The following is a 21,219-nucleotide window of genomic DNA, read 5'->3' on the forward strand; positions in this document are numbered from 1 at the left end:
GCAATTATTCAAATGGGATTTGAGTGTAAAATGCAATATTATTAACCAATATGCCATCCTGCAAGGGCGTCCCTAATTTTTAATTCCTAATTCCTAATTAATCAAGTCTGCCAACGTTTTTACCACTATTTTATTACCCAAATCATCAACAGGTTTCTCGGAGGTGATGGTAATGATTTTCTTTTCATTGGGCAATAAATCAAAATAGTTGTCGCTAAAATGCACTTGCCTACCTGGTATGTCCAATGCAGTGTATTTGGTAAACACGCTGCTGCTTACAGCAAAGCTATTGCTGCTAATAGGTTGTATTTGCACATACGATTTGGATAATTTTAGCGAATACGGCTTGCAAAACGTAAAATGATTTTCTGCTATTACTTTCTTGTTGCTGGTGAAAACCGCTTTGGCATATAAGCCGTTTGTTTCGGTGCGTTTGCTTATCCAGTCGCCTATTTCCACGATGGTAGTGGTTTGCTTGGCTGCTGTTAACGGCACATCAATATGTTCTATCTCCTTGCCTGAAAAATCATGCACAGAAAAGCGGATACTTCCTGGTATGCTTTTCAGCATATCGTTGGTAATATTAATTGTCCAGTTCTTCGCATCGGTCGAGTCTAGTGTTATCAGCACATCTGCATAGGCATCTTTTATGCCGTACATGGCTGCTTTCCAGTTGTTGTAACAATCAACGGTTGACCAGCTTGCCACGGGCCAGCAGTCGTTCAGTTGCCAGTAAAGCGTGCCCATGTTCGTAGGCATTTTGCTGCGGTGTATTTGTATGGCCGTATTGAAAACATAGTGCTGCATACATTGCGTAGCATATACATAATCAGCAAAATTCTTAACTGGCGGCATGTATTGGTTTAGGTACGATTGCAGCAAAGGGTAGCCCTTCGGGTGTTTTTGGTGCGTGCGCATCGTAGCAGAAGTAATATCATAATCTTCTGGCAAAGCATATTTCTGCACCGTTGCCATTTCAGGCATACTCTGCATACCGTATTCGCTGATGAACCGCCCGGTTTTCTCATGGAATATCTCTACTTCTTTTTCATAGCCCCATAGCCCCCAATAGTGCGAGTCGCCATTGGTAATGCTTTCCTTGTTTGTCCAGCCAAAAACTGGCGAGGATGAATGGTAAGCCCTGCTATTGTCATATTGGGCAATGGTTGTAGGTATGGTTTCTAGGAATAACTTTTTATACGCATTGTTTATCCTAGCCTCGTCTTGTGGGTGCTGTGCAAACTTTTGTTTCCAGCCCCAGTTTTTCCAACCTTCGTCTATTTCATTGTTGCCGCACCAAAGTGCCAAGGAAGGGTGGTTGCGTAGGCGGGTAATGTTGTCTGCCAGTTCTGCCTGTACATTTTTCAGGAAAGCGTCATCGTCGGGGTATATGGCGCAGGCAAACATCAAATCCTGCCAAATAAGTATGCCTTCCTCGTCGCACAGGTTATACAAGTCATCGCTTTCGTAAATGCCGCCGCCCCAAACCCGCAACATGTTCATGTTGGCTTCCTTGGCATTGGCAACCTGTTGCCTATATGTATCTTTGGTAATGCGTGGCAAAAAAGCATCACAGGGGATAAAATCCGCCCCTTTCATGTAAACGGGTATGCCATTTAGCTTAAAATAGAATGCTTCCCCTACTACGTCTTTTTCCCTAATTAATTGTATGGTTCGCAGGCCAAGTTTTTTATCGATGGAAACAGTTTCATTGGTTGATGAACTAATGGCAGAAGATGTATTGTACAAATAAGGTTTGCCCAGCTGGTATGTCCACCATTTTTTTGGGTTGATAATGCCAAAGTCAACAGTTACCTCATTGATACCCGTTTTTAAAACGGCTGTTTTAGCAACGCTAAAAGCAGGGATTGCCGCATTTTCTTTCAGGCGGATGGTAGCTGTGTTCGGGGCATTTGCTTCTATTTGGTAAACTGCTTTTACCAAAGCCTGCTTGTCAGTAAGTGAGGTGATGGTAAAATGCACATCGTTTACCCTGAAATTGTTCCAGGCGTTCAAGCTGATATTCTTCCAAACGCCGCAGGTGGTAAATTTCGGCCCCCAGTCCCACCCAAAACTATATTGTGCCTTGCGCACATACATACGGGGATAATCGATTGTAGGCCATACAAAAGGCGCATCTTTTTTGGCCATTTCTTCCACCCTGTTTTGGGCAGAATGAAACAGGATATAGAGTTTATTTTCTGCCTTTAGCCATTGCTTCACATCTACTTTCCATGTGCGGAACATATTGTTGGCTTCCAGTATCTTGGTATCGTTCAAATATACATCGGCATAAGTATCTAATCCTTCAAATACCAGTTCTACATGGTTGCTTTGCAAGGTGCTTGCCGATGCGGCAAAGCTGCTTTGATACTCCCAATCTTCCCTGTCCACCCATTGCACTTTGCTTTCATTGTCGCGGTAGTAGGGGTCTGGTATCTTGCCTAGCTGCATCAGGTCGGTATGCACTGTGCCAGGTACGGTGGCCGCCATCCAGCCGCCTGTGTCGCCCAGTTTGCGGAACTGCCAGTTGCTATTAATGATTTGTGATTGACTAAAAGCCATTGAACTAATAAATACAAGAAAAAGGAACCTAAGTTTATACATAAAGCCGACAGTATGATGAATGGAAATATAACGAAAAATAATGTTTAGTCGAAGGTAATTGTTTTGGGGTTACTATTAAGGTGCCATTCCTGAAAGGGGTGCATAAAAGATTTTCGCAGTTTTTAGTTAAACCTCACCCCAATCCAGACCTCACCCCCAACCCCACCCCAGCCCCTCTCCCGCCGGAGAGGGGCTGGGGTGGGGTCTCTTTAAAACAAATAGTATAACTTAAGTAAGTCTGCATACTTGTACCAAATTATATAGCAATAAAAGCCTTCAATATTGCCATGAGGTCAAAACACCTAATTCTATTTGGGTTAATTAAAGTATTGGAAATGGATACTACTAAGATGGATAAAAAGGAATGGAAAAGGCGTTAATAAGCTGGGTTACACTTTAAAGAGCGTTCTTAGCATAATCATAATCTTGATTTTATTTTGGAATGCCAATTAGTTGGCATGATAGTTTGTGAGGATATAAACCAAAGAATAACGATATAAATATATTTTTTTAAATTTATGTACCGTTAACCAATCAAGTTGTCTCACCTTAGCAAAAGCAGTAATAAACTTGCTAATTATCTCCAATTAAATATGTGGTGGCAGTATCTATTAGTTTTTGCAGGTGCTTTTTTGTTTGATGTTGTACCCATCCCTTTTCCTCCGGCTTTTTCTATAATGGTTCCATTACAGATAATGTTTGGCTTAAACACCTGGTGGGTAATCGTAATAGGGGTTGCAGGATCAATCATGGGAAGATATACGCTTACGCTCTACATCCCTTTGTTGGCTGATAAAATATTTAAAGCAAAAAAGAACAAAGAGGTTCAATTTCTCGGGGAAAAAATGAAAGAAAAAGGATGGAAAAGTCAATTGATAATAGTAACTTATTCCTTACTGCCCTTACCCACTACCCCATTATTTTTAGCAGGAGGAATGGCCAGGATAAAAGCAATTCAAATTATTCCTGCTTTTTTTATCGGTAAATTTATAAGCGATGCTATCGCAGTACATCTTGGCAAGTTCGCCTCCGAAAATTTTGAGGGCATGGTACAAGCAGCTTTATCATGGAAATCAATTGCCAGTTTGGTTCTCGGTATATTATTAATTAGTGCATTGCTTTTTATTGACTGGTTTTCCCTTCTTGAAAAGAAAAAGTTTAAATTGAATTTTAAAATTTGGAAGTGAAATAAGATATTAGCTTACTAAGCTTTTAATCGTCTATACTTTATATCTACATAGTCACTTAAGGGCTATTTGCTGCAACTAATTGTTTGTAGCCCATCTTCCACCATACTTATCCAGCACCTGTCCCGCTATCCGCTGCAAGTCCTCGTTTCGCTACGCTGCACTCCGGGCTTTCCGCTACTATCGGGGCTAGGTTCTCAGCTATAGAATCTTTATTGAGCAAATGGGAAAAATCAATTCAATCAATCAAATCACAAAAATCTAAGGTTCAGACAAACTTCCCTGCCCCACACCCCCCGCCACTTCAACCCCAGGAGAAGTCTCCCCGCATAAAGCCGTTAAGTAAAGCCCCCTTTTATCGGAGCGTTTCCCAATTCCCCTCTCGAGGGGTGGCCGTAGGCCGGGGTGGTTACTCGCCCCAATACCCTCACTCATACCTCCCCTTCACTCCCACCCAAGGAGAAGTCTCACCGTATATCTTACCTTACCATATAAATGCAATTTCTTAAGCCAAAATAAAATAAACAGTTTTAATTTGCAAGGCTAAAAAGTTGTACAATTGTATTTCCGTATTATAAAAAAAGAGGCGCATATTTTTTAGCTGCTTGAAAAAGAATGTTTTAAGAAAAATATACGCCTCTTTTTGAAAAGAAAAAAGTGCGTATATTAACTAGTTTCGTTGGCTGTAATATTATTTAACACACTATGATTGACAAAGATTTATTATTAAAAAGACTATCAGTTATCAAGTTGCTTTATAAAATTGGACTTGAACAATCTAAACAAACAGAGTCTATTTCCTTTTTTTCAATACTTTCATTTCACGACAGTATCGAAATGTTTTTAAAACTTGCAACTGAACATAAAAATATCAAGTCAGACAAGTTTTCTTTTATTGAATATTGGGACAATATGCCACATCTTACTTTAAAGGAAAGTATGCGAAACCTAAACGCAAGACGAGTAAACTTAAAGCACAAAGGACTTATTCCAGCAAAAATTGAGGTAGAAGCTTCAAGGGTAAATGCAACAGACTTTTTTGAACAAAATACAAAAGCAACTTTCGATATTGAGTTTTCAGAGATTTCATTATTTGAGCTTATTAAATTTTCTGAAACAAAGCGTTTATTAATTTTATCTCAAGACTTTTTAGATAAAAACGAAATTGAGAACTGTGTAGAAAATGTAACAATGGGCTTTTACGAATTACTTGTTGAATATAAAGAAAACAAAAAAGATTGGGGTAACAGGACACACTTCAACTTTACAGAAAAAATTCGTTTTAACAGTTACAACTCAATGAATCAAAGAAATGACGGCTCTGAAAAACGACTTGAAGATGTTTTTGAGAAAGTCAATACCAACTTTGAACAGATTGAAAAGGCATTAGAAGTTATTTCTTTGGGGTTTGACTATCGCAAATATTCAAAATTCAAAATGTTGACACCTATTACATATAGAATGTCAAGTGGAAATTATCATATGGAAATAATGAGAAAAAAAAATTGGAGCAATGAGAACTGCCAATTCTTAATAGACTTTGTTCTTGATTGTGCTTTAAAATTGCAAGAATTTGACTTTGACAACGAAAATTTAGAGCCGACAGAACCATTTATTTTGGAAGTTGAGTAACAAACAAATACTATTGCCAAAATTCCGTTTGGCATTATTGGGGCTTGACGAATATTGCCCCACCATTTGTTCTTTATTGTACTTTAGCTCGGGCTCGAAGTTATATATTTGGCTATGGAAAAAACATCGACAATATTGCAATCATTGTGCTTCTTCTATGGGCTGACGGAATAATAATTCCTCAAAAAACGCTAAGCCTTTTTCGTTAGCAACTATTATACATGACAACATTCGAGCTTACAAATAATCAAAGGGAATATTTTGGTCTTGACCCAATTCAAAGCAATTGGGAAAAAGTTTTATTGAAGGGTGACAAGTATAGACCCGAAAGCATCCTTTATTTTGAAGGGGAGAAAATTAAAAGACATATAGTTTCTAACGATAAAGAATATTCCGAAACGCATTATGACGAGTTGACAAAGGATAGAACTATCCTTCTTCCCAAAACTGACAAAGGGAAAGAAAAGAAATTAACAGCTTCTGTTTTAGAGCAAAGGTCGCCAATGGGAATTTATTTAAGCATAAGTAAACAAGATTTGACAATTGGAAACTACAATACTCAAACAACCTTTTACTCTAGTCGTTGGGGAAAACACTTAAAATTAGAACAAGAAACGATTCCACAAATTATCAATAAATTTATTGATAGTTCACCTGAAAATCATTTTACAGAAATAAGCGAATACAAAAACGCGAAAAGGAAAAATATAAAGTTTAAGTCAGGTGATTACTTCTGTTTTAAGCTTGACAGAATAAACTTTGGCTTTGGGAAATTGCTTCTCGATGTAGGCAAGATTATAAAAAAACAGTTAATCACAAACTATCACGGGTTAGGTTTTTTTATGGGGCAACCATTAATAGTTCAATTATTTGCATATAAATCTACAACAAAGAATGTTGACATTTCTATTCTTGACTGCAGACCAAAACTACCATCGGACGTAATGTTTGATAATTTGCTTTTGTATGGTGAATATGAAATCATAGGACACAGAAAAATAGAAGAAGAAGAATTTGATTTTCCTATCTCATATGGTAAAAGCATTGACCAACGACGAATTGTTTTTCTTCAATGGGGATTAATACACAAAGAACTTCCTAAAGAAAAATTTTACAAATATGTAGTTGGTGATAAAGGAGAATTTGACAATAACCCATACGGTTATTATTCATTAGGGTTTAGACCCCATTACGACACTATTGAAATTGCAAAAGCGATTGACAATAACGGGGTTTATGATTTTTCAAATTCGTGGCATTATAAAGCAAAATGGGACTTGAGAAATCCAAGAAATCAACACATTAAAGAAGAAATATTTAAAGAGTTTGGTCTCGACCCAACAAAAAGTTATGTTGACAACTGTAAAATCACAGGGACACAACTAACGACAGATTTGATAAAACAAATAGACGGGAAATAACAGTTGCTAACCTTAGTGTTTAGGAAAGGGCTTACAGACGGAAGTAATTCAGCAATAGTACTTTCCCCACTAGCGCAGGCCTCCCGGCCTGTGTTTGCTTGTTACTTGATTTTAACAATTAGATATTATAAAGAGCGTGATAAGGTGGGAATGCACATTATAAATAGACAATGGCATTTCACAAATAAGTAACGGTTACGAACAGGACAGAGTCCTGCCCGAGTTAGGAACAAGGAAATACATCCCTCCCCTTCATCTTTTCACCCACTTTGCCCCTCCTTTCCCTTAATAGCTTTAATGTCTTCCAGCTAAATCATTCATTTTTTTTGCTTATCACATATCCTTTTAGCCCAAACTACAACATTCAGAAAGTTTCATTTTGTCCGAGGTTGGCTCCCCTCTCCCGCCGGAGAGGGGTTGGGGGTGAGGTCTCTTTTTGCCTAACAACTAAAATCCTATATGGGGGAAATATGCCCCCATGAGCGTCCAAAAATGCCCCCATATAGGATTGTACTTTTTTTATTCCCGAATATGCTAGCCAATTTTACACAGTTAAGCCCATCCTCCAGCTAGCAACCCGCGGTGATAGGCAATTATGTGTAAATTAATTCCAGCAGAAATGAAAAAAGAACGTCTATTGGCAGCATCGCTTTACATCAATTCCACTCTTACGCAAGAAGAAGTAGCAGGTATCATAAACGTGCCTGTAAAAACCATCGCCCGTTGGGCATTGGCCGACAAATGGAAGTTGCAGCGTATAGCTAGGCAAGTTACCGCCGATAAAATTATTGCCAACTATTATACAATCATAGCCGATATACAAGCACAAGCTTTAGATGAAAACCGGCAGCTCACGCCAATGGAGGTAAACAACCTGCACAAGATGGCGGCTAGCATTGATAAACTCAATAGTAAACTTAGCATCGGCAATTATTACAAAATACTCAACGAGTTCGCAAGCGAGCTAATGCAATACGACATAGAAGCCGCAAAAATCTTGGGTAAACACATGATGGAATTTCTGAATAGAAAAGGGAAGCAACTAGAGCCTTAGTTCGTTCAGTCAACCCCACCGCACACAGGCTTCCAAGCCCCGAAGGGGTGTCATATAATAGCGATGGGTGTAGCCCATCGAACACTAATAAAAAACCACTCACAAATCACTCATAAATCACTCACTTTTCACTCACAAATCACTCACGTTTCACTCAAAAAACACTCACTTTTCACTCACGAATCACTCACTATATTTCAAGCTAAATCATTGATTATCATGCTACTAGCAAATAAAAAAGACGCAATTTCATTTTCAGCCACCATCGATGCCATTCACAACAGCACCAAAAACCATGTTTTAGAAACCACCGCTGCAAAAGCAAGGCGCATTAAAACACTCCTTGCCAACTACGAGACTTTCTGCCACTACTATTTCCCCGAGTACTGCTATGCCCCTTTTGCCGCTTTCCACAAGCAAATACAGCAAAACATAGCCGAGCGGCCCAACCATATTTTTCTGGAGCAATGGAGCAGGGGCTTTGCCAAATCTACCCATCTCGGCTTGTTCCTACCCCTGTACCTGAAATGCAAGGGCAAGCTGAACGGGATGATAGTAGGCAGCCTGAACGAAGATATGGCTGGCACAAAGCTGGACGACTTGCAGGCAAACCTACAGGCCAACCAACGCCTGATAAACGATTTTGGCGAGCAGTACCGCTATGGCTCTTGGGAAGATGGCGAGTTTGTAACCAAAGACGGCGTGCCTTTTTATGCCTTCGGCAAAATGCAAACACCACGGGGCTTTCGGTTTAAATGGAAACGCCCCAACTATGGCTTGGTAGACGACCTGAACGATGCACGCCAGCTAAAAAACCAAGCCATTGCCCAAGAAGACAAACGCTGGGTGATGGAGGAACTGAAACCCGCTTTGTGGACAAGGGAATGGTGGCTGGTGATAGCCCAAAACAAATTTCACGACCAAGCCGTAACCACCCTGCTGGAACTGGACGAGGAAATACAAACCACCACCCACCGTGTAAACATACTAGACGAAAACGGCGAAAGCAACTGGCCCGAGAATCCCGATTTTGCTAAGGCGGCAATAGCCAACATCAAGGCTAGCGAGGGGGCAGGCTTTATAAGGGAGCGGATGAACACGCCTTTTGAGGAAGGCACCACCTTTAAAGCCGAATGGCTAAACCACTGGGTGCAGCCCCTGCCTGCCGACAAATATGATGGGGTGTTGATACACTACCTAGATCCTTCGTATAAATCGACAGACAAAAGCGACTACAAGTTTTGGATATTGCTGGGCAAAAAGGAAATAAACTACGACATACTGGATGCCTGGGGCGAAAAAACAACTAGTAAAAACATGTGGGAACATGCCTATCAGATAAACGAGGAATACGACACGGCCAATATAAAACATTGCATAGAAGCCAGCTTTATACAAGACGAGCTGCACGGCCGGGAACTAGACAGGGTGGCGGCTGAAAAGGGCTATATGCTAAGGGTAAACTACGACAAACGCTCGAAAGGCGACAAGTTTCAACGGATAGAAACCTTGCAGCCACTGTTCCAGCGGGGGCTAATACGGTTCAACATCGAAAAGAAAGACACCACAGGCATGAAGCTGCTGCGTGCACAGTTGCTAGCCATAGAAAAAGGCAGCCGCTTAAACGACGACGGCCCCGACGCCCTGGAAGGCGCAATATGGATGGCCGACAAAAACAACAGCCGTGCCACCCACGGCACCCGCAGCGGACAGTACCACAAACCCACCATAAGGGCAATGTAACACCATAGAAGCCCCCCTTTAGGAGACCTAGAGTATATACACAAATCTCATTGAAGCAAATGTTGCCCTGTAACATGTAAACCTCACCCCCCAACCCCCTCTCCAAAGGCGAGGGGGAGCCACCGCTTGACAAAATGCAACAGATTTTATGATAAATTTCCATTGCAACTATCTATTTGGTTTAAACTAAAAGGGCTAAAAAGATGTGTATATACTCTAGCTTAGGGGACGGGGGTTCACAACAATCTTCGCTTCCATGCCCCTTTAGGGGATGGTGGTTAACTCATAACTTATAATTCATAACTAAAATGCAACTAAACATCCTTGGTTTTCCCATCCAACTCGGCAAAAAGAAAGCAAATGCACCCTCGAAAGGGGGTTCAAGTCGGTCAAAGGTGAACGGTGAACGGTCTGCCATCAAAGGTCAACGGTCAGCCAAACGTGCTTCCCAAATCATCGTCAAACAATACCGCCGCGAAGTGTCCTTCCAGCTAGATGACATACGCACCGCATTGGTACTGGTAGACAACCCGCTGAACCCAGACCGCAAAAAGCTTTTGGAAATATACCGCTACATCATGCGGGACGGCCACCTGAGCTCGCAAATAAAAGTAGCCAAGCTAAAAGTACTCGGCGAGCCATGGATGCTGTACAAGAACGGCATGCCAGACGAAGCCACCAGCATGTTGTTCCGCAAGCGGTGGTTCAAAAAAAATAATTGAATATGCCCTAGAGGCAGAGTTCTGGGGCTTTTCACTGGTAGAAACAGACTGCATCAACACGGATAATACCAATATTGGGGAAGTGTCGTTGATAGAACGCTTTTATGTGTCACCCGAAAAACAATGGATACTGATAGATGGCACCATCAATGGTTCGTACCTGCCATACGGCGACATAAAAAACGAACTGAACCTGCTGGAATTTGGCGATACCGACAACTTGGGCTGCCTGTTGGAATGTGCCTATAACGTATTATGGAAATACTATAGCCGCAGCGACTGGAGCCGTTTTTCGGAAAAGTTTGGTATGCCTATCCTTAGCATTGAGGCCGACACCAACGATGCCACCGAGCTAGACAAGCTGGAGCAGCAAGCCGCCAACTTTGGGGCAGACGGCTATATTGTAACCCAAAAAGGCGACCAGTCTAGGATACTGGAACGCTCCGGGCTAAACGCACACTATATATACAAAGACAATATTGGCCTTTGCAATGACGAGCTTAGCAAAATTATTAATGGGCAATCTGCCACAAGCGACCCAAAAAGCTATGTGGGCGCAGCACAAGTGCAGGAACGTACCATGGACGATTTTACAACCGCCCGCCTGCAGGCTATAGTGGATGAAGTAACCGAGAACGTAATGCCCTACCTTATCCACAAAGGCTTTCCGCTAGAAGGCTACACTTTCGACTACCCATCGCTCCGCCGTGCAAAGGATGCGATTATTAAAGGGTTGGTTGTGGAAAGTGTTGTTGGGTAGTGGGGGCTGGCATATTTTATAATACAAAAACATCCCTGTCGCATATAGGCAGGGGATGTTTTTCCAACTTCTTTTTTCGTTTTTCAATTGTACCCTTTTTAGCCTTTGTGCCTTTGTGGCAAAAAAAACTATGGCTTCTCCAAATGCCTTTTCACCGTTTTCACGTCTGGCACATTCACTTTCCTACTGCTTTTAATAATTCTGCCCACCGTGGTGGTGGTTAGGAACATCTCGTCAGCTACTTCTTGCATCACGGCTACAATAGTCCACTTTGGGTTTTTCTTTTTGTGGTAGCGGAACCTGTCCACTACTTTTTCATTGCGTTTTTCTATTAAATTGGGGTTGTGCGGCATAAAATAATTAGGAATTAAGAATTAGGAATTAAAGCGGACAGCTAGGGTTGCCTTTTACTACAAGGAAGAAAAATTAAGGTTAATCGACTCAAATTCGCCATGCCCATTTTTTACCCATACCCTGAAATAGGTTTTGGAGGTGGGGCGGTGTATGCTTTTGTCTATTAGCTGCATGGCTTCGTCCCAGCGGTTGTCGGTTATTTTACTGGTGTATTTTTTTAGGCCCAGCACAGAGTTTGGGTTTAGCTGCCCATCCTTTTTCTGGAATGCCTCCAGCACTATGTCTTTCACAAATGCCATCTGCGGTTTTATGGCTTCGCCAATGAACGATTCTAGCTGCTGCCTGGCTTTTTCTATCAACAAGCTGTCAAAATCAATCCGCTCGTTTATCTGTACTTCTACTTTTATGGTGGCGTTGAAGTTGTAAAAAGTAAAGCCCCCTTTGCCGGGCTTGGCATCTTTCATTACTGCATCGTAAATGCACTGGCACTCCTGCCGTATCTTGGCTTTAAAATCTTCCAGTTTTTTGTTGATGGCTATTGCTTCCTTGGCCAACCCGAAGGATGTTTTCTCTTTCACCCTTTCTATGTCTGTAAGGCGTACATAGGGCACAAATGTGCCATTTTCATCCCTCCAAAAGCGGTCGTTTTTTGTTTGCTGTGCAATCCTTGCTTCCATGTTATTATTGTTTTAGTGATAAATAATGTTTAGTATTTCTTAGTACTTCTTTGAGCTTTCGTGCCGTTGTGGCGATATTACACCTAGTTGTCTACCAGTTTTTTATGCACGGTTCTTGCAATCCTGCTCAGCCCATGCCCTAGGAAACTGTTTGCATCGCTTACATAAAAGGTGTAGTACACCCTTAGTGCCATTGCCTGCACGGGGGTTAGGTTTACTGAAAACTTGTGCTTGTCTGCCCCAAGCCGCTTGCCAAGCACTGTGCTTACTTCTGCCAAGGCGGCAACCAGCAGCCTGTCATCGTCAGTAGGCGCATGGCCAAGGGCTATCGTGTCGTCTAGGGTGTGCATGAGCGTGTCTGCAAAGTCGCGAGGCATTTCAATCTTGATTCGTTTGTTTGTTGCTACCATGGTTGTTTGTTTTAAATTTTGAGTTTTACGTTTTAAATTAATGTATGCTGTTTACCATTACCGTTTGACCGTTAACTGTGGACCGTTGACCGACTGGCAACTGACTACTCATGTTACTATCTCCATTTTTATTGAACATTTTATCCACTTTACTCGAAATACCGAATTTTACATAGTACAATTTCAATATTTTCGTAACACAGATTGCTAAATTATGTAGCAAATATAAAGCGGTTTTATTGGAACATCCAATTTAATCGGATTTAATTTATAAAAATCATATTTATGGGTACAAAATATTTTCCAACAAACCTGAAATTCCTTAGGAAGAATATAGGCATAAGCCAAGCTGATATTGCATTGCAGCTTGATAAGCGTAGCACGGCTATTAGTAGTTGGGAGAATGGCTTGTCGGAGCCAGGTATAGCTGATTTGTATAAAATATCCAATATATTTGGTATCTATGTTGGCGATTTAATCGGCAAGGATTTGAGTAGTGTGCTAGTTCACACTGCTGTTGTGGCTAAAGAGGAGAGCATAGTGCAGCCGGTTGAAAAATTATACCCTGTATATAATGAGGATAATAACAAGCTAAGCATGGCTAGCGACTACGAAACCAAATATGAGCGTACACCTTTTGGTTCTTCTTATGTGCCTAAAGTAGTAACTGTAGATAGCAATGGGCAGGAAAACATGGTGTTTGTGCCAGTGAAGGCTAGGGCGGGTTATTTGTCGGGCTATGGCGACCAGGAGTTTATCCAGAACCTCCCGGCTTACCGCCTGCCTGGCTATAGCAATGGCACTTTCCGCATGTTTGAAGTGGCTGGCCTGAGCATGTACCCTACTTTTAATGACAGGGACATTATCATTGCCAAATTTGTGGAATCGCTCGACAGTATCCGGGACGACAGGGTTTATACCGTTGTTACCAAGGAGGGCGGTATTGTTGTAAAAAGGGTATTGAACCGTATTGCCACAGACAAGAAGCTCATTTTAAAAAGCGACAATGTAAAAGACAAGGCCGAGTACCCAAATATGGTGGTGGATCCTTCCGATATATTGGAATTGTGGTATTGTGTTGCTTATATTAGCCGTGTAATGCGCAACCCATCGGAGATGTACACCCGTGTGATAGACTTGGAAGGCAGGCTTACGCTAATGGAGGAAAGGATGAAAAAGCAGTATTAGTTAGCCACTAAGGCGCAAAAACACGAAGCAGCACTAAGAAAAGGGAAGTGGTTTCTTTCTAAAATTGCACATAATAAGTAACCTCTTCCTAAATTTCCTTTAGTTGCACTGAAGTAGATGTTATTTTCAACTCATGTACTACCCCCACTTTCAACGCATAATTGTTGGTTTGGTGCCCTACTGGGAAGTCGAAGCAAAGAGGGTATTGATAGCTAGTAAGGTGATGGTTGATAATGGCATAAATATCTTCACCAAAAGGTATGGTGGTGTCTTTCATATCTGTAAAACCGCCTACTACCAAAGCTGCTAGGTTATCTAGCATACCGTTTCTTTTTAGTTGGATAAACAGCCTGTCTATATGGTATAGGTATTCGCCCACGTCTTCTAAAAACAAGATTTTGCCAGCGGTATCATAGCTTGATTTCGTGCCTATCAAGTGGGCTACGATGCTTAGGTTGCCGCCTATTAGCTGGCCTTGGGCAGTACCTATTTTGTTGAGGGTGTGAGAAGGGCAGAAATAACTATACTTATCCCCAGCAATAGCGGCTTTTACCGATTGCACATATTCATTTTTAAAGCCATCATCATTAAAAGCGGCTGCCATTGGTGCATGTAGTGTGGCTATTTTCAACTGCTGGTGTATATGTGCGTGCAGCACTGTAATGTCGCTAAAGCCAATGATCCATTTAGGGTTTTGCTTGAATTTTGTAAAATCTATATCGTCAATTATCCGGCTAAGGCCGTAGCCGCCCCTGCCGCACAGAATGGCTTTTACATTGCGATCGTCTAGCATTTCCTGAAAGTCTGCTTTACGCTCGGCATCGGTGCCTGAAAAATAGTGGTGCTGCCCTCCAACCGTCTTGCCTGTTTTTACTGTATAGCCCCATTGCTGCAGGGTTTCAATGCACGCAACCACCTTGTCGGCCTGCATATAGCCTGAGGGGCAAACAATGCCAATGGTATCGCCTTTTGTAAGGTATGGGGGTGTTAATATCATTTAGAAAAATAGTAGCTACTCGGATATTATTTCATATGTGCCACTTTGTGTTTTTGCGCCTTTGTGCCTACAAATTAAACTAAACATTCCTTTTAATAATCGAATACAATTCATTGGGGTTAAACGGCTTGGTAATAAAGCCATTCATACCCACTTCAGATGCTTTTTCCTGGATGTCTATTGACAATGAAGCCGTTAACGCAATAATAGGGGTAGTTGTATTAAATTTCCTTATTTCCTCCGTGGCGGTATAGCCATCCATCACAGGCATTTGAATATCCATCAGTATCAAGTCGTACTTGTTATTCTGCACTTTTACGATGGCTGCTGCGCCGTTCTCGGCCTTGTCAACCCTGGCATTCCAGTTTTTCAGCATCATCTCGGCAACAAATATGTTGAACTCCACGTCTTCTACTAGTAGAATATGTATATCGTTTAGGTCTGACCGGCCACTAGCAAGCTTTGGTCCTTCTGCTACTATTGCATCGCTGGTTTTAAAACGAAGGGTAAAGAAAAATTTCGACCCTTTGCCAGCAGTGCTAGTTAAATGAATTTCGCTGCCTTGCAGCAACAAAAGCCTTTTAATAATGGTTAGCCCTAGGCCAGAGCCGCCATATTCGCGAGTAATATTGTTATTTGCTTGTGTAAACCGTTCAAAAATAAGTTTTTGCTTGTCTTCCGGTATGCCAATGCCAGTATCGGCAACTTCAAAAAATAAATCGACATATTCTGTAGTTTTCCTTTCCAGCGTAGCGGTAATGGTAATAGTGCCATTTTTGGTAAACTTTACCGCATTGGAAATGAGGTTATTTAGTATTTGCCCAAGCCGAAGGTCATCACCTTTTACAAAGTCGGGTATTTCATCATCAAGCATTACCTTTATGCTGTTCCCTTTTTCTTCTGCCCTTACCCTGTTGGCCAGTTTCAGGTTTTTCAGGAAGGTTTTTATTTCTACATCCCGTTCGGCAAAATTTATCTTGCCTTCCTCCATTTTGCTAAAATCTAGCACATCGTTTATAAGGCTCAACAGGTTTTCGGAAGAAATTTCCATTACCCTAAGTAGTTCTTTTTTTACAGCGTCTAGGTCGTTATGGTATTTCAATAGCTCAATCGTGCCAATAATAGCATTCAATGGCGTGCGAATTTCGTGGCTCATTACGCTCAAAAATTCGCTTTTGGCCAATGCTGCTTTCTCGGCAACTTCTTTTGCCCTTATCAAATCTAGCTCTAGCGCTTTTGACTTTTTAATTAAGTCGGCAAGAAAAGAAATAATATTAATAATATTATCATCACCATCGGCAAAAGCATTGGCTGTGCTTGGGTCTAGGTCTATGATGGCATCTTTAAGCTTCTCAACTGATTTTTTGGTTATTTCACCCTGTTCTTTTAAATGCTCTGTTACATTTACATACTCTTTCTCGCTAATGGTAAATGCATGTTCCGTAATTTTCTTGTCTCGCTCAAAAGTTGTGTAATGGCTACTGATGGTAGCCAGTAACTTAGTGAAATTTTCATCTTCTGCATTATACCCATCTGGGTAAAATTTGCTTAAAAGGCTGTCTATAATCTTGTGAAATGCCATATACATATTGGGTTATATCTCCTATTCTGTTTCTGCAAAAGTGGTAATAGTCATCGTCTGGTTGTGCAACTCGCAATTTGTATTGGGGTTGAAAGGAGAAATTTCCCCATAAGAATAAAATCCAGTTATAGTAGTACCATTGCCAAAAATATTTTTTGCAGCTTCTACTTCTTCAACTGTCCGCTCCTGCAACACCAGTTTGCGGCCAACGCAGCTAATTAACAACGCCAATTCTGCCCTATTGTTTACATCCGCCATTGCCTCTTTTGCTGCAAGGGTAGATGCGTCTATCAATTTGTTGAAATTTGCTTTCATCAGCCTTACTTTACTGCCAACGGGCAGGTTACCAGCAAATGTCATGCTTTTTTCAGCTTCATTTATGGTAAGTATGGTACGCACAAGGTTGGTAGTATCGGTGCCTATCCTGATAGAAAGCGGGAACAACAATGCCGAGCCCGGCAATTCATCTACATAGGGACCCAGATATTCTTTGTACAAATCCAGTGCGCTTTCATTGTCTAGTTCATACAACACATTTTTATCGCTTTTGGTTACAATACGTTCCCTGCCAAACTCGTCCCAGCCGCCAAAAGAACTATGGCCTATGTTTATATTGCTGCCATAAAAGCCGATGGCAACAATTTTCCCATCGGCAGCGGTTTCGTTTAGCCCAACCAATGTTTGCTGGAACCGTGCAGCATCGCCAGCCAAGCCGCCTGTAACAGATACTTGTGGTGGCTTGTTTTGGTTTAACCCGCTAACCAGTTCGCTGCCATTGATAGAACTGCCGTCTGAAATAACCAGCACAGCCGTTAAATCATCTGCCAGCAATTTATCCATTAGGTATTTGCCTACTTCAAAGCTGTTGGTGTGGCTTTTGAAATCGGTATCTACACATTGTATTTTTGTTTTTTCAAATTCTATTGCGGTAACAACAACAGTATCGTCGTACAATCCATCCCCTAATATTTCCCCGGAGGTAGATGCAGACACAATATTTGCACTTGGGAATATTGCTTTTATATGCTCATAAATAGATGGTTTGCCTACTAAGTCAGTTGCACCAAAAGCAAGAACTAATTGTGGGTTTAAATCTTTAGGTTCAATAGCATTTGTAATGTGTTTCCATTTGCCGTTAATATAATGTAATTGGGTATTTTTCATAAAAGCATTTATTTAAAGGGTTGAAGCTATGTGCTTTCTAGCAAATTAGCAATTTTTTTTGCTGGATAGATTTACTCATTTATTCTAGGATAAAATGCTGTAAAGCACAAACTTTTTTTCCTCTTCAAATTTTGGTAAATGCTAGCCACAAAGGCACAAATACACAAAAAGGAATAAAGAAAAAAAGGTTATTCTAAATTTAGTGTGAGGATTATTCAGGCTATATTTAATAATTTGTATGAAAATTATTGATTATCAATAGAATATTAGCATTATGCTTGGAATTCTATCCTTAAAAACCTATATATCAATCCTTTTCTCACACTAAATTTAGAATAACCGAAAAAAAAGGAAAAGAAGAAAGGAAAAATCATCTGCTTTTCTTTCTTCTTTTCCTTTAAAGCTTAGTGCTGCTTTGAGCCTTAGTGCTGCTTTGAGCCTTAGTGCCTTTGTGGCAACCTAAAAAACAACTGTTTGTTTGGGTTACCTCCAATGGCCTGGCCTCCACACCCAGCCGTGCCTCGTATTTTTCCAATGCCCGGGTATATACATGGCTCCTGGGCGTATTGGGGCAGACCAATAGCCGCCATGGAAAACATAAGTGCCGCCTTGTGGCACCCATTCTTCCTCTACCCATACATGGCGAGGCGAAGGCGCCACAGGCCTAGCTACTACTACCCTTGGCCTTTCGGGGCGAATATTTACAATAATTTGTGCATAAGACCTTGGACCCGCAAAAGCCATCAACATGACGGCAATAAACATTTTTCCTATCTGTTTCATGATTTTATGTTTTTGATTCATACATAAAACAGCTATTAATGCACCAAGTTTAATAAGGCCGTGTTTGTTTAACGTTATTTTAGGGGATGACCGTTAACGGTTGACTACTGACCACTGACAACTCACTGCATCTTGACCCTATCCGCATTCTTAGCAATGAATTCATCCCATCCTTTCAAGCCTTTAGAAGCTACCTTACCCAATACAGAGCTTGATTGGTAATGATGGCACAATGCCACCGCAAGCGCATCCGTAGCATCAAAATACTGTGGCTTTTCCTCTATATGTAGCACTTGCTTCAGCATCATCCATACTTGCTCCTTATCTGCATTCCCATTCCCAGTAATAGACTGTTTTACCTTTTTGGGGCTGTATTCCGTAATGGGCAACCCCGCCTGCATGGCAGCGGCTATGGCTACGCCCTGCGCCCTGCCCAGTTTCAGCATACTTTGCACGTTTTTGCCAAAAAACGGGGCTTCAATGGCAAAACTGCTAGGCTTATACAGTTTTACTAATTCTACTACTTTGGTATGTATTTTTTCCAACCGCTCGTAAATGTCTTTGTAGCTGGTTAGCTTCAGCGTGTCCATCAACAGCACCTGTGGCTGCTTGCCATCTGTTTTCAGCAATGCGTAGCCCATTAGCTGCGTACCCGGGTCTATGCCTAATATTATATTCGTTTCCTGCATCAATTGTAAAATTGCATTTTAAACCGCAAAGCCCAGCTAAGTTTTTCTCAAAGGCAGCAAAGTAAACTTTTTGGCCTTTTAACAGCCATATAGTTTCATAAGGGTGCATAAAAAAATTTTTAGCTTTTTTAACCCGGATTTTGCAGTTGAAATCTATTGCAAGCCCCAACTACTTCAAACACAAGCATTTGCTTGAGTTTTTGGCGTTGCCATAGTACACTATGTTTTCGACCAAAAATTCGGCTCAAATACTTGTCTTTATTGCATTTAAGCCTTTCATAACGAAGTCAACTGCAAGATCCGGGTTTAATTAAAAATCAACCTTGCCCAACCTCACCCCTCGAAAGACCCGGACAGGTTACCTATAGGAAAAGGTAGCAGGAACAGGGCAAGGAGACAATATTTGCATATTTTTAATAATATCGATATTTCCTAGTGTTTTATTAATATAGTTTCAGTTTTGCGATTTTTATGGAATTTTTACGTTGTTTCTTTTTTCAAAAATCGTTTCCGGTGTTTTAAATCATTGATTATCAACAACATCGGCAAATTTTTATGCGTGATTTGTGCGTGTTTTGTGCGTACTTTTTGAGTGATTAGTGCGTGCTTTATGAGTGATTTGTGAGAAAAAGTGAGTGATTTTATGCCCATAAAACAAAACCCTATTTTGGCACTACAACTATTTTAATATTAGTAAAAAAAGAGCTACGATTGGGATGCCACGACACTAGTTTTGTAAGTAGTTTGTATCAAGTGCATTTCTAGCACAAAGGTAAGCTTTTTATAGATTTGGGGGGTATGAGGACAAAGCGAAAAAGTTTTATGCCCCCTTTCATATTATGGCTAGGGCAAACGCATCTAAATTATTTTATGGTTAGTTTCCTTTTTTCTCCTAAAATGTCGCATATAAAATCCTTTTGCCTCATAGCCGGCTGGCTTCGTCCTGGTACCACCACTGCATTTTATCCTGTGAAAAAAATTTCATGCGGATTTTTTTCACTTTTGGCCTTGCCAAAACCGGATAAAACGAGGTGGCTAATACCAGGACTGGTGTAAATCGCGAAGTTTCGGAAAAATAAAATTTAGATGCGTTTGCCCTGATAATATGGCCTATAATTCATAATTTAAATTTATAAATCATAATTTAAAACTGCTTTACACCTTTCTTTGCAAAAGACTATAAAATATATTGCCTGAATAAACAACTTAAAATATTGCTCAATTATTTTGTTGGCCCCTTGCTTTTTGTATGGCTTTCCTACAGCATATACCAACAAGTAATGCAGCAAAAAGACCTGCACCAATCTTGGCAAATCATTGTTGATACTTTTAAGGGGCCAGGCAAATGGAGGGTATATTTTGCTTGCCTGCTCATGATATTCAACTGGGGGTTGGAAGCCAAAAAATGGCAATTGCTAATGCGGCCTATACAGCACTTAACTTTCACTAGGGCATTCAGGGCTGTGTTTAGCGGCCAGGCATTGGCACTAGGCACCCCAAACAGGGTTGGCGAATATGTAGGCCGTATTGTGTACCTAAACGATGGCAACAGGCTGCGTGCCTTGTCGTTATCGGCCGTGGGCAGCATGGCACAAATTTTAGTTACGTTTATCATGGGTTTGCTGGGCATGGTATATGTTTATTCACTTATAGAAACCCATGCTGCGGCCATGCCATCCCTGTCTGCTTTTTGGCTTCAGGGACTGCTAAGTGTTATTTTTTTTGGAACAATTTTGCTATTATTGCTGTATTACAAGTTGGCATGGGTAACCATGGTGCTGGAACGCATACCTATTATAAAAAAATACCGTTTTTTTATACAAAAACTGGAAAGGCTCCACAACAAAGAATTAACGAAAATATTATTCTTGTCTTTTGTCCGTTACCTTGTTTATGTTTTACAATATTTACTCATTTATCAGTTTTTTGGCATTGGTATCGATTGGTGGCAGGTTATTTGCCTAGTATGCGTGCAGCTATTGGTAATGACCATTATCCCTAGCATTGCCTTGGCAGAACTAGGGATCCGTGGCAAAGTAAGCATTGCATTGTTTGGCTTGCTTACGAACAACACGCTAGGAATTATAGCCACGGCTGCAAGCATTTGGCTCATTAACCTGATAATACCAGCATTGGCAGGCAGTTTGCTAATATTAGGGTTAAGGATTGTAAGAAAATAAGTCTTACTACTCAGGTGCAAGTTTGGTCAATCTGCCACGAAGGCATGAAGTCACAAAGATGCACAAAGT

The 21,219-nt window shown here is 40.9% G+C and carries 18 protein-coding genes; 9 read left to right on the forward strand and 9 right to left on the reverse strand.

Going from position 1 to position 21,219, the window contains the following annotated elements; genetic code table 11:
- Window positions 1-93: 93 nt before the first annotated feature.
- Complete coding sequence (locus ACHFIY_RS00385; protein WP_410844052.1) at window positions 94-2,565, reverse strand: beta-mannosidase; 2,472 nt, start codon at window positions 2,563-2,565, stop codon at window positions 94-96.
- A gap of 635 nt (window positions 2,566-3,200) precedes the next feature.
- Between ACHFIY_RS00385 and ACHFIY_RS00390 the strand changes: the two genes are divergently transcribed.
- From ACHFIY_RS00390 to ACHFIY_RS00420, 7 genes are all read left to right on the forward strand, one after another.
- Window positions 3,201-3,794 (forward strand): hypothetical protein, encoded by a 594-nt coding sequence (locus tag ACHFIY_RS00390; RefSeq protein WP_410844053.1) that lies wholly within the window; start codon window positions 3,201-3,203, stop codon window positions 3,792-3,794.
- A gap of 705 nt (window positions 3,795-4,499) precedes the next feature.
- On the forward strand, window positions 4,500-5,426 hold the full coding sequence (locus ACHFIY_RS00395; protein WP_410844054.1) for a hypothetical protein: 927 nt from the start codon (window positions 4,500-4,502) through the stop codon (window positions 5,424-5,426).
- Window positions 5,427-5,647: 221 nt separating this feature from the next.
- On the forward strand, window positions 5,648-6,847 hold the full coding sequence (locus ACHFIY_RS00400) for an immunity 26/phosphotriesterase HocA family protein (protein WP_410844055.1): 1,200 nt from the start codon (window positions 5,648-5,650) through the stop codon (window positions 6,845-6,847).
- 619 nt (window positions 6,848-7,466) lie between these two features.
- Window positions 7,467-7,901 (forward strand): hypothetical protein, encoded by a 435-nt coding sequence (locus ACHFIY_RS00405; protein ID WP_410844056.1) that lies wholly within the window; start codon window positions 7,467-7,469, stop codon window positions 7,899-7,901.
- A 219-nt stretch (window positions 7,902-8,120) separates the two neighbouring features.
- The gene (locus ACHFIY_RS00410; protein WP_410844057.1) at window positions 8,121-9,644 is read left to right on the forward strand and encodes a hypothetical protein; all 1,524 of its coding nucleotides are present in this window, start codon (window positions 8,121-8,123) and stop codon (window positions 9,642-9,644) included.
- Between the two features lie 395 nt (window positions 9,645-10,039).
- On the forward strand, window positions 10,040-10,366 hold the full coding sequence (locus ACHFIY_RS00415; protein ID WP_410844058.1) for a phage portal protein family protein: 327 nt from the start codon (window positions 10,040-10,042) through the stop codon (window positions 10,364-10,366).
- 34 nt (window positions 10,367-10,400) lie between these two features.
- Entirely contained in the window at window positions 10,401-11,126 is a 726-nt protein-coding gene (locus ACHFIY_RS00420; protein ID WP_489685633.1) for a phage portal protein family protein, read from the forward strand.
- 128 nt (window positions 11,127-11,254) lie between these two features.
- On the opposite strand, the gene ACHFIY_RS00425 is transcribed toward ACHFIY_RS00420, so the two are convergent.
- The 3 genes from ACHFIY_RS00425 to ACHFIY_RS00435 all read right to left on the reverse strand — a co-directional run bounded on the left by ACHFIY_RS00425 (window position 11,255) and on the right by ACHFIY_RS00435 (window position 12,567).
- Window positions 11,255-11,479 carry a hypothetical protein gene (locus ACHFIY_RS00425; RefSeq protein WP_410844060.1) on the reverse strand — a complete coding sequence of 75 codons (225 nt, stop codon included), beginning with the start codon at window positions 11,477-11,479 and terminating at the stop codon, window positions 11,255-11,257.
- 57 nt (window positions 11,480-11,536) lie between these two features.
- The gene (locus ACHFIY_RS00430) at window positions 11,537-12,157 is read right to left on the reverse strand and encodes a DUF3164 family protein (RefSeq protein WP_410844061.1); all 621 of its coding nucleotides are present in this window, start codon (window positions 12,155-12,157) and stop codon (window positions 11,537-11,539) included.
- An 83-nt stretch (window positions 12,158-12,240) separates the two neighbouring features.
- Complete coding sequence (locus tag ACHFIY_RS00435; protein WP_410844062.1) at window positions 12,241-12,567, reverse strand: hypothetical protein; 327 nt, start codon at window positions 12,565-12,567, stop codon at window positions 12,241-12,243.
- Window positions 12,568-12,852: 285 nt separating this feature from the next.
- On the opposite strand from ACHFIY_RS00435, the gene ACHFIY_RS00440 reads away from it, so the two are divergent.
- Window positions 12,853-13,755 carry a helix-turn-helix domain-containing protein gene (locus tag ACHFIY_RS00440; RefSeq protein WP_410844063.1) on the forward strand — a complete coding sequence of 301 codons (903 nt, stop codon included), beginning with the start codon at window positions 12,853-12,855 and terminating at the stop codon, window positions 13,753-13,755.
- A gap of 88 nt (window positions 13,756-13,843) precedes the next feature.
- On the opposite strand, the gene ACHFIY_RS00445 is transcribed toward ACHFIY_RS00440, so the two are convergent.
- The 5 genes from ACHFIY_RS00445 to ruvC form a co-directional block, all read right to left on the reverse strand.
- On the reverse strand, window positions 13,844-14,752 hold the full coding sequence (locus tag ACHFIY_RS00445; RefSeq protein ID WP_410844064.1) for a S66 peptidase family protein: 909 nt from the start codon (window positions 14,750-14,752) through the stop codon (window positions 13,844-13,846).
- Between the two features lie 79 nt (window positions 14,753-14,831).
- Window positions 14,832-16,334, reverse strand: coding sequence for a response regulator (locus ACHFIY_RS00450; RefSeq protein ID WP_410844065.1), 1,503 nt, complete (start codon window positions 16,332-16,334; stop codon window positions 14,832-14,834).
- Window positions 16,335-16,355: 21 nt separating this feature from the next.
- Complete coding sequence (locus ACHFIY_RS00455; protein ID WP_410844066.1) at window positions 16,356-17,498, reverse strand: FIST signal transduction protein; 1,143 nt, start codon at window positions 17,496-17,498, stop codon at window positions 16,356-16,358.
- A 483-nt stretch (window positions 17,499-17,981) separates the two neighbouring features.
- Entirely contained in the window at window positions 17,982-18,281 is a 300-nt protein-coding gene (locus ACHFIY_RS00460) for a hypothetical protein (protein WP_410844067.1), read from the reverse strand.
- Between the two features lie 122 nt (window positions 18,282-18,403).
- A complete protein-coding gene (gene ruvC, locus ACHFIY_RS00465) occupies window positions 18,404-18,970 on the reverse strand; it encodes a crossover junction endodeoxyribonuclease RuvC (RefSeq protein WP_410844068.1) in 567 nt (188 codons plus the stop codon).
- 1,214 nt (window positions 18,971-20,184) lie between these two features.
- On the opposite strand from ruvC, the gene ACHFIY_RS00470 reads away from it, so the two are divergent.
- Window positions 20,185-21,150, forward strand: a complete 966-nt coding sequence (locus tag ACHFIY_RS00470; RefSeq protein ID WP_410844069.1) for a lysylphosphatidylglycerol synthase domain-containing protein — start codon at window positions 20,185-20,187, stop codon at window positions 21,148-21,150.
- The last annotated feature ends 69 nt before the right edge of the window (window positions 21,151-21,219 follow it).

Source organism: Parasediminibacterium schistidii (assembly GCF_046546515.1).
GTDB lineage: Bacteria > Bacteroidota > Bacteroidia > Chitinophagales > Chitinophagaceae > Parasediminibacterium.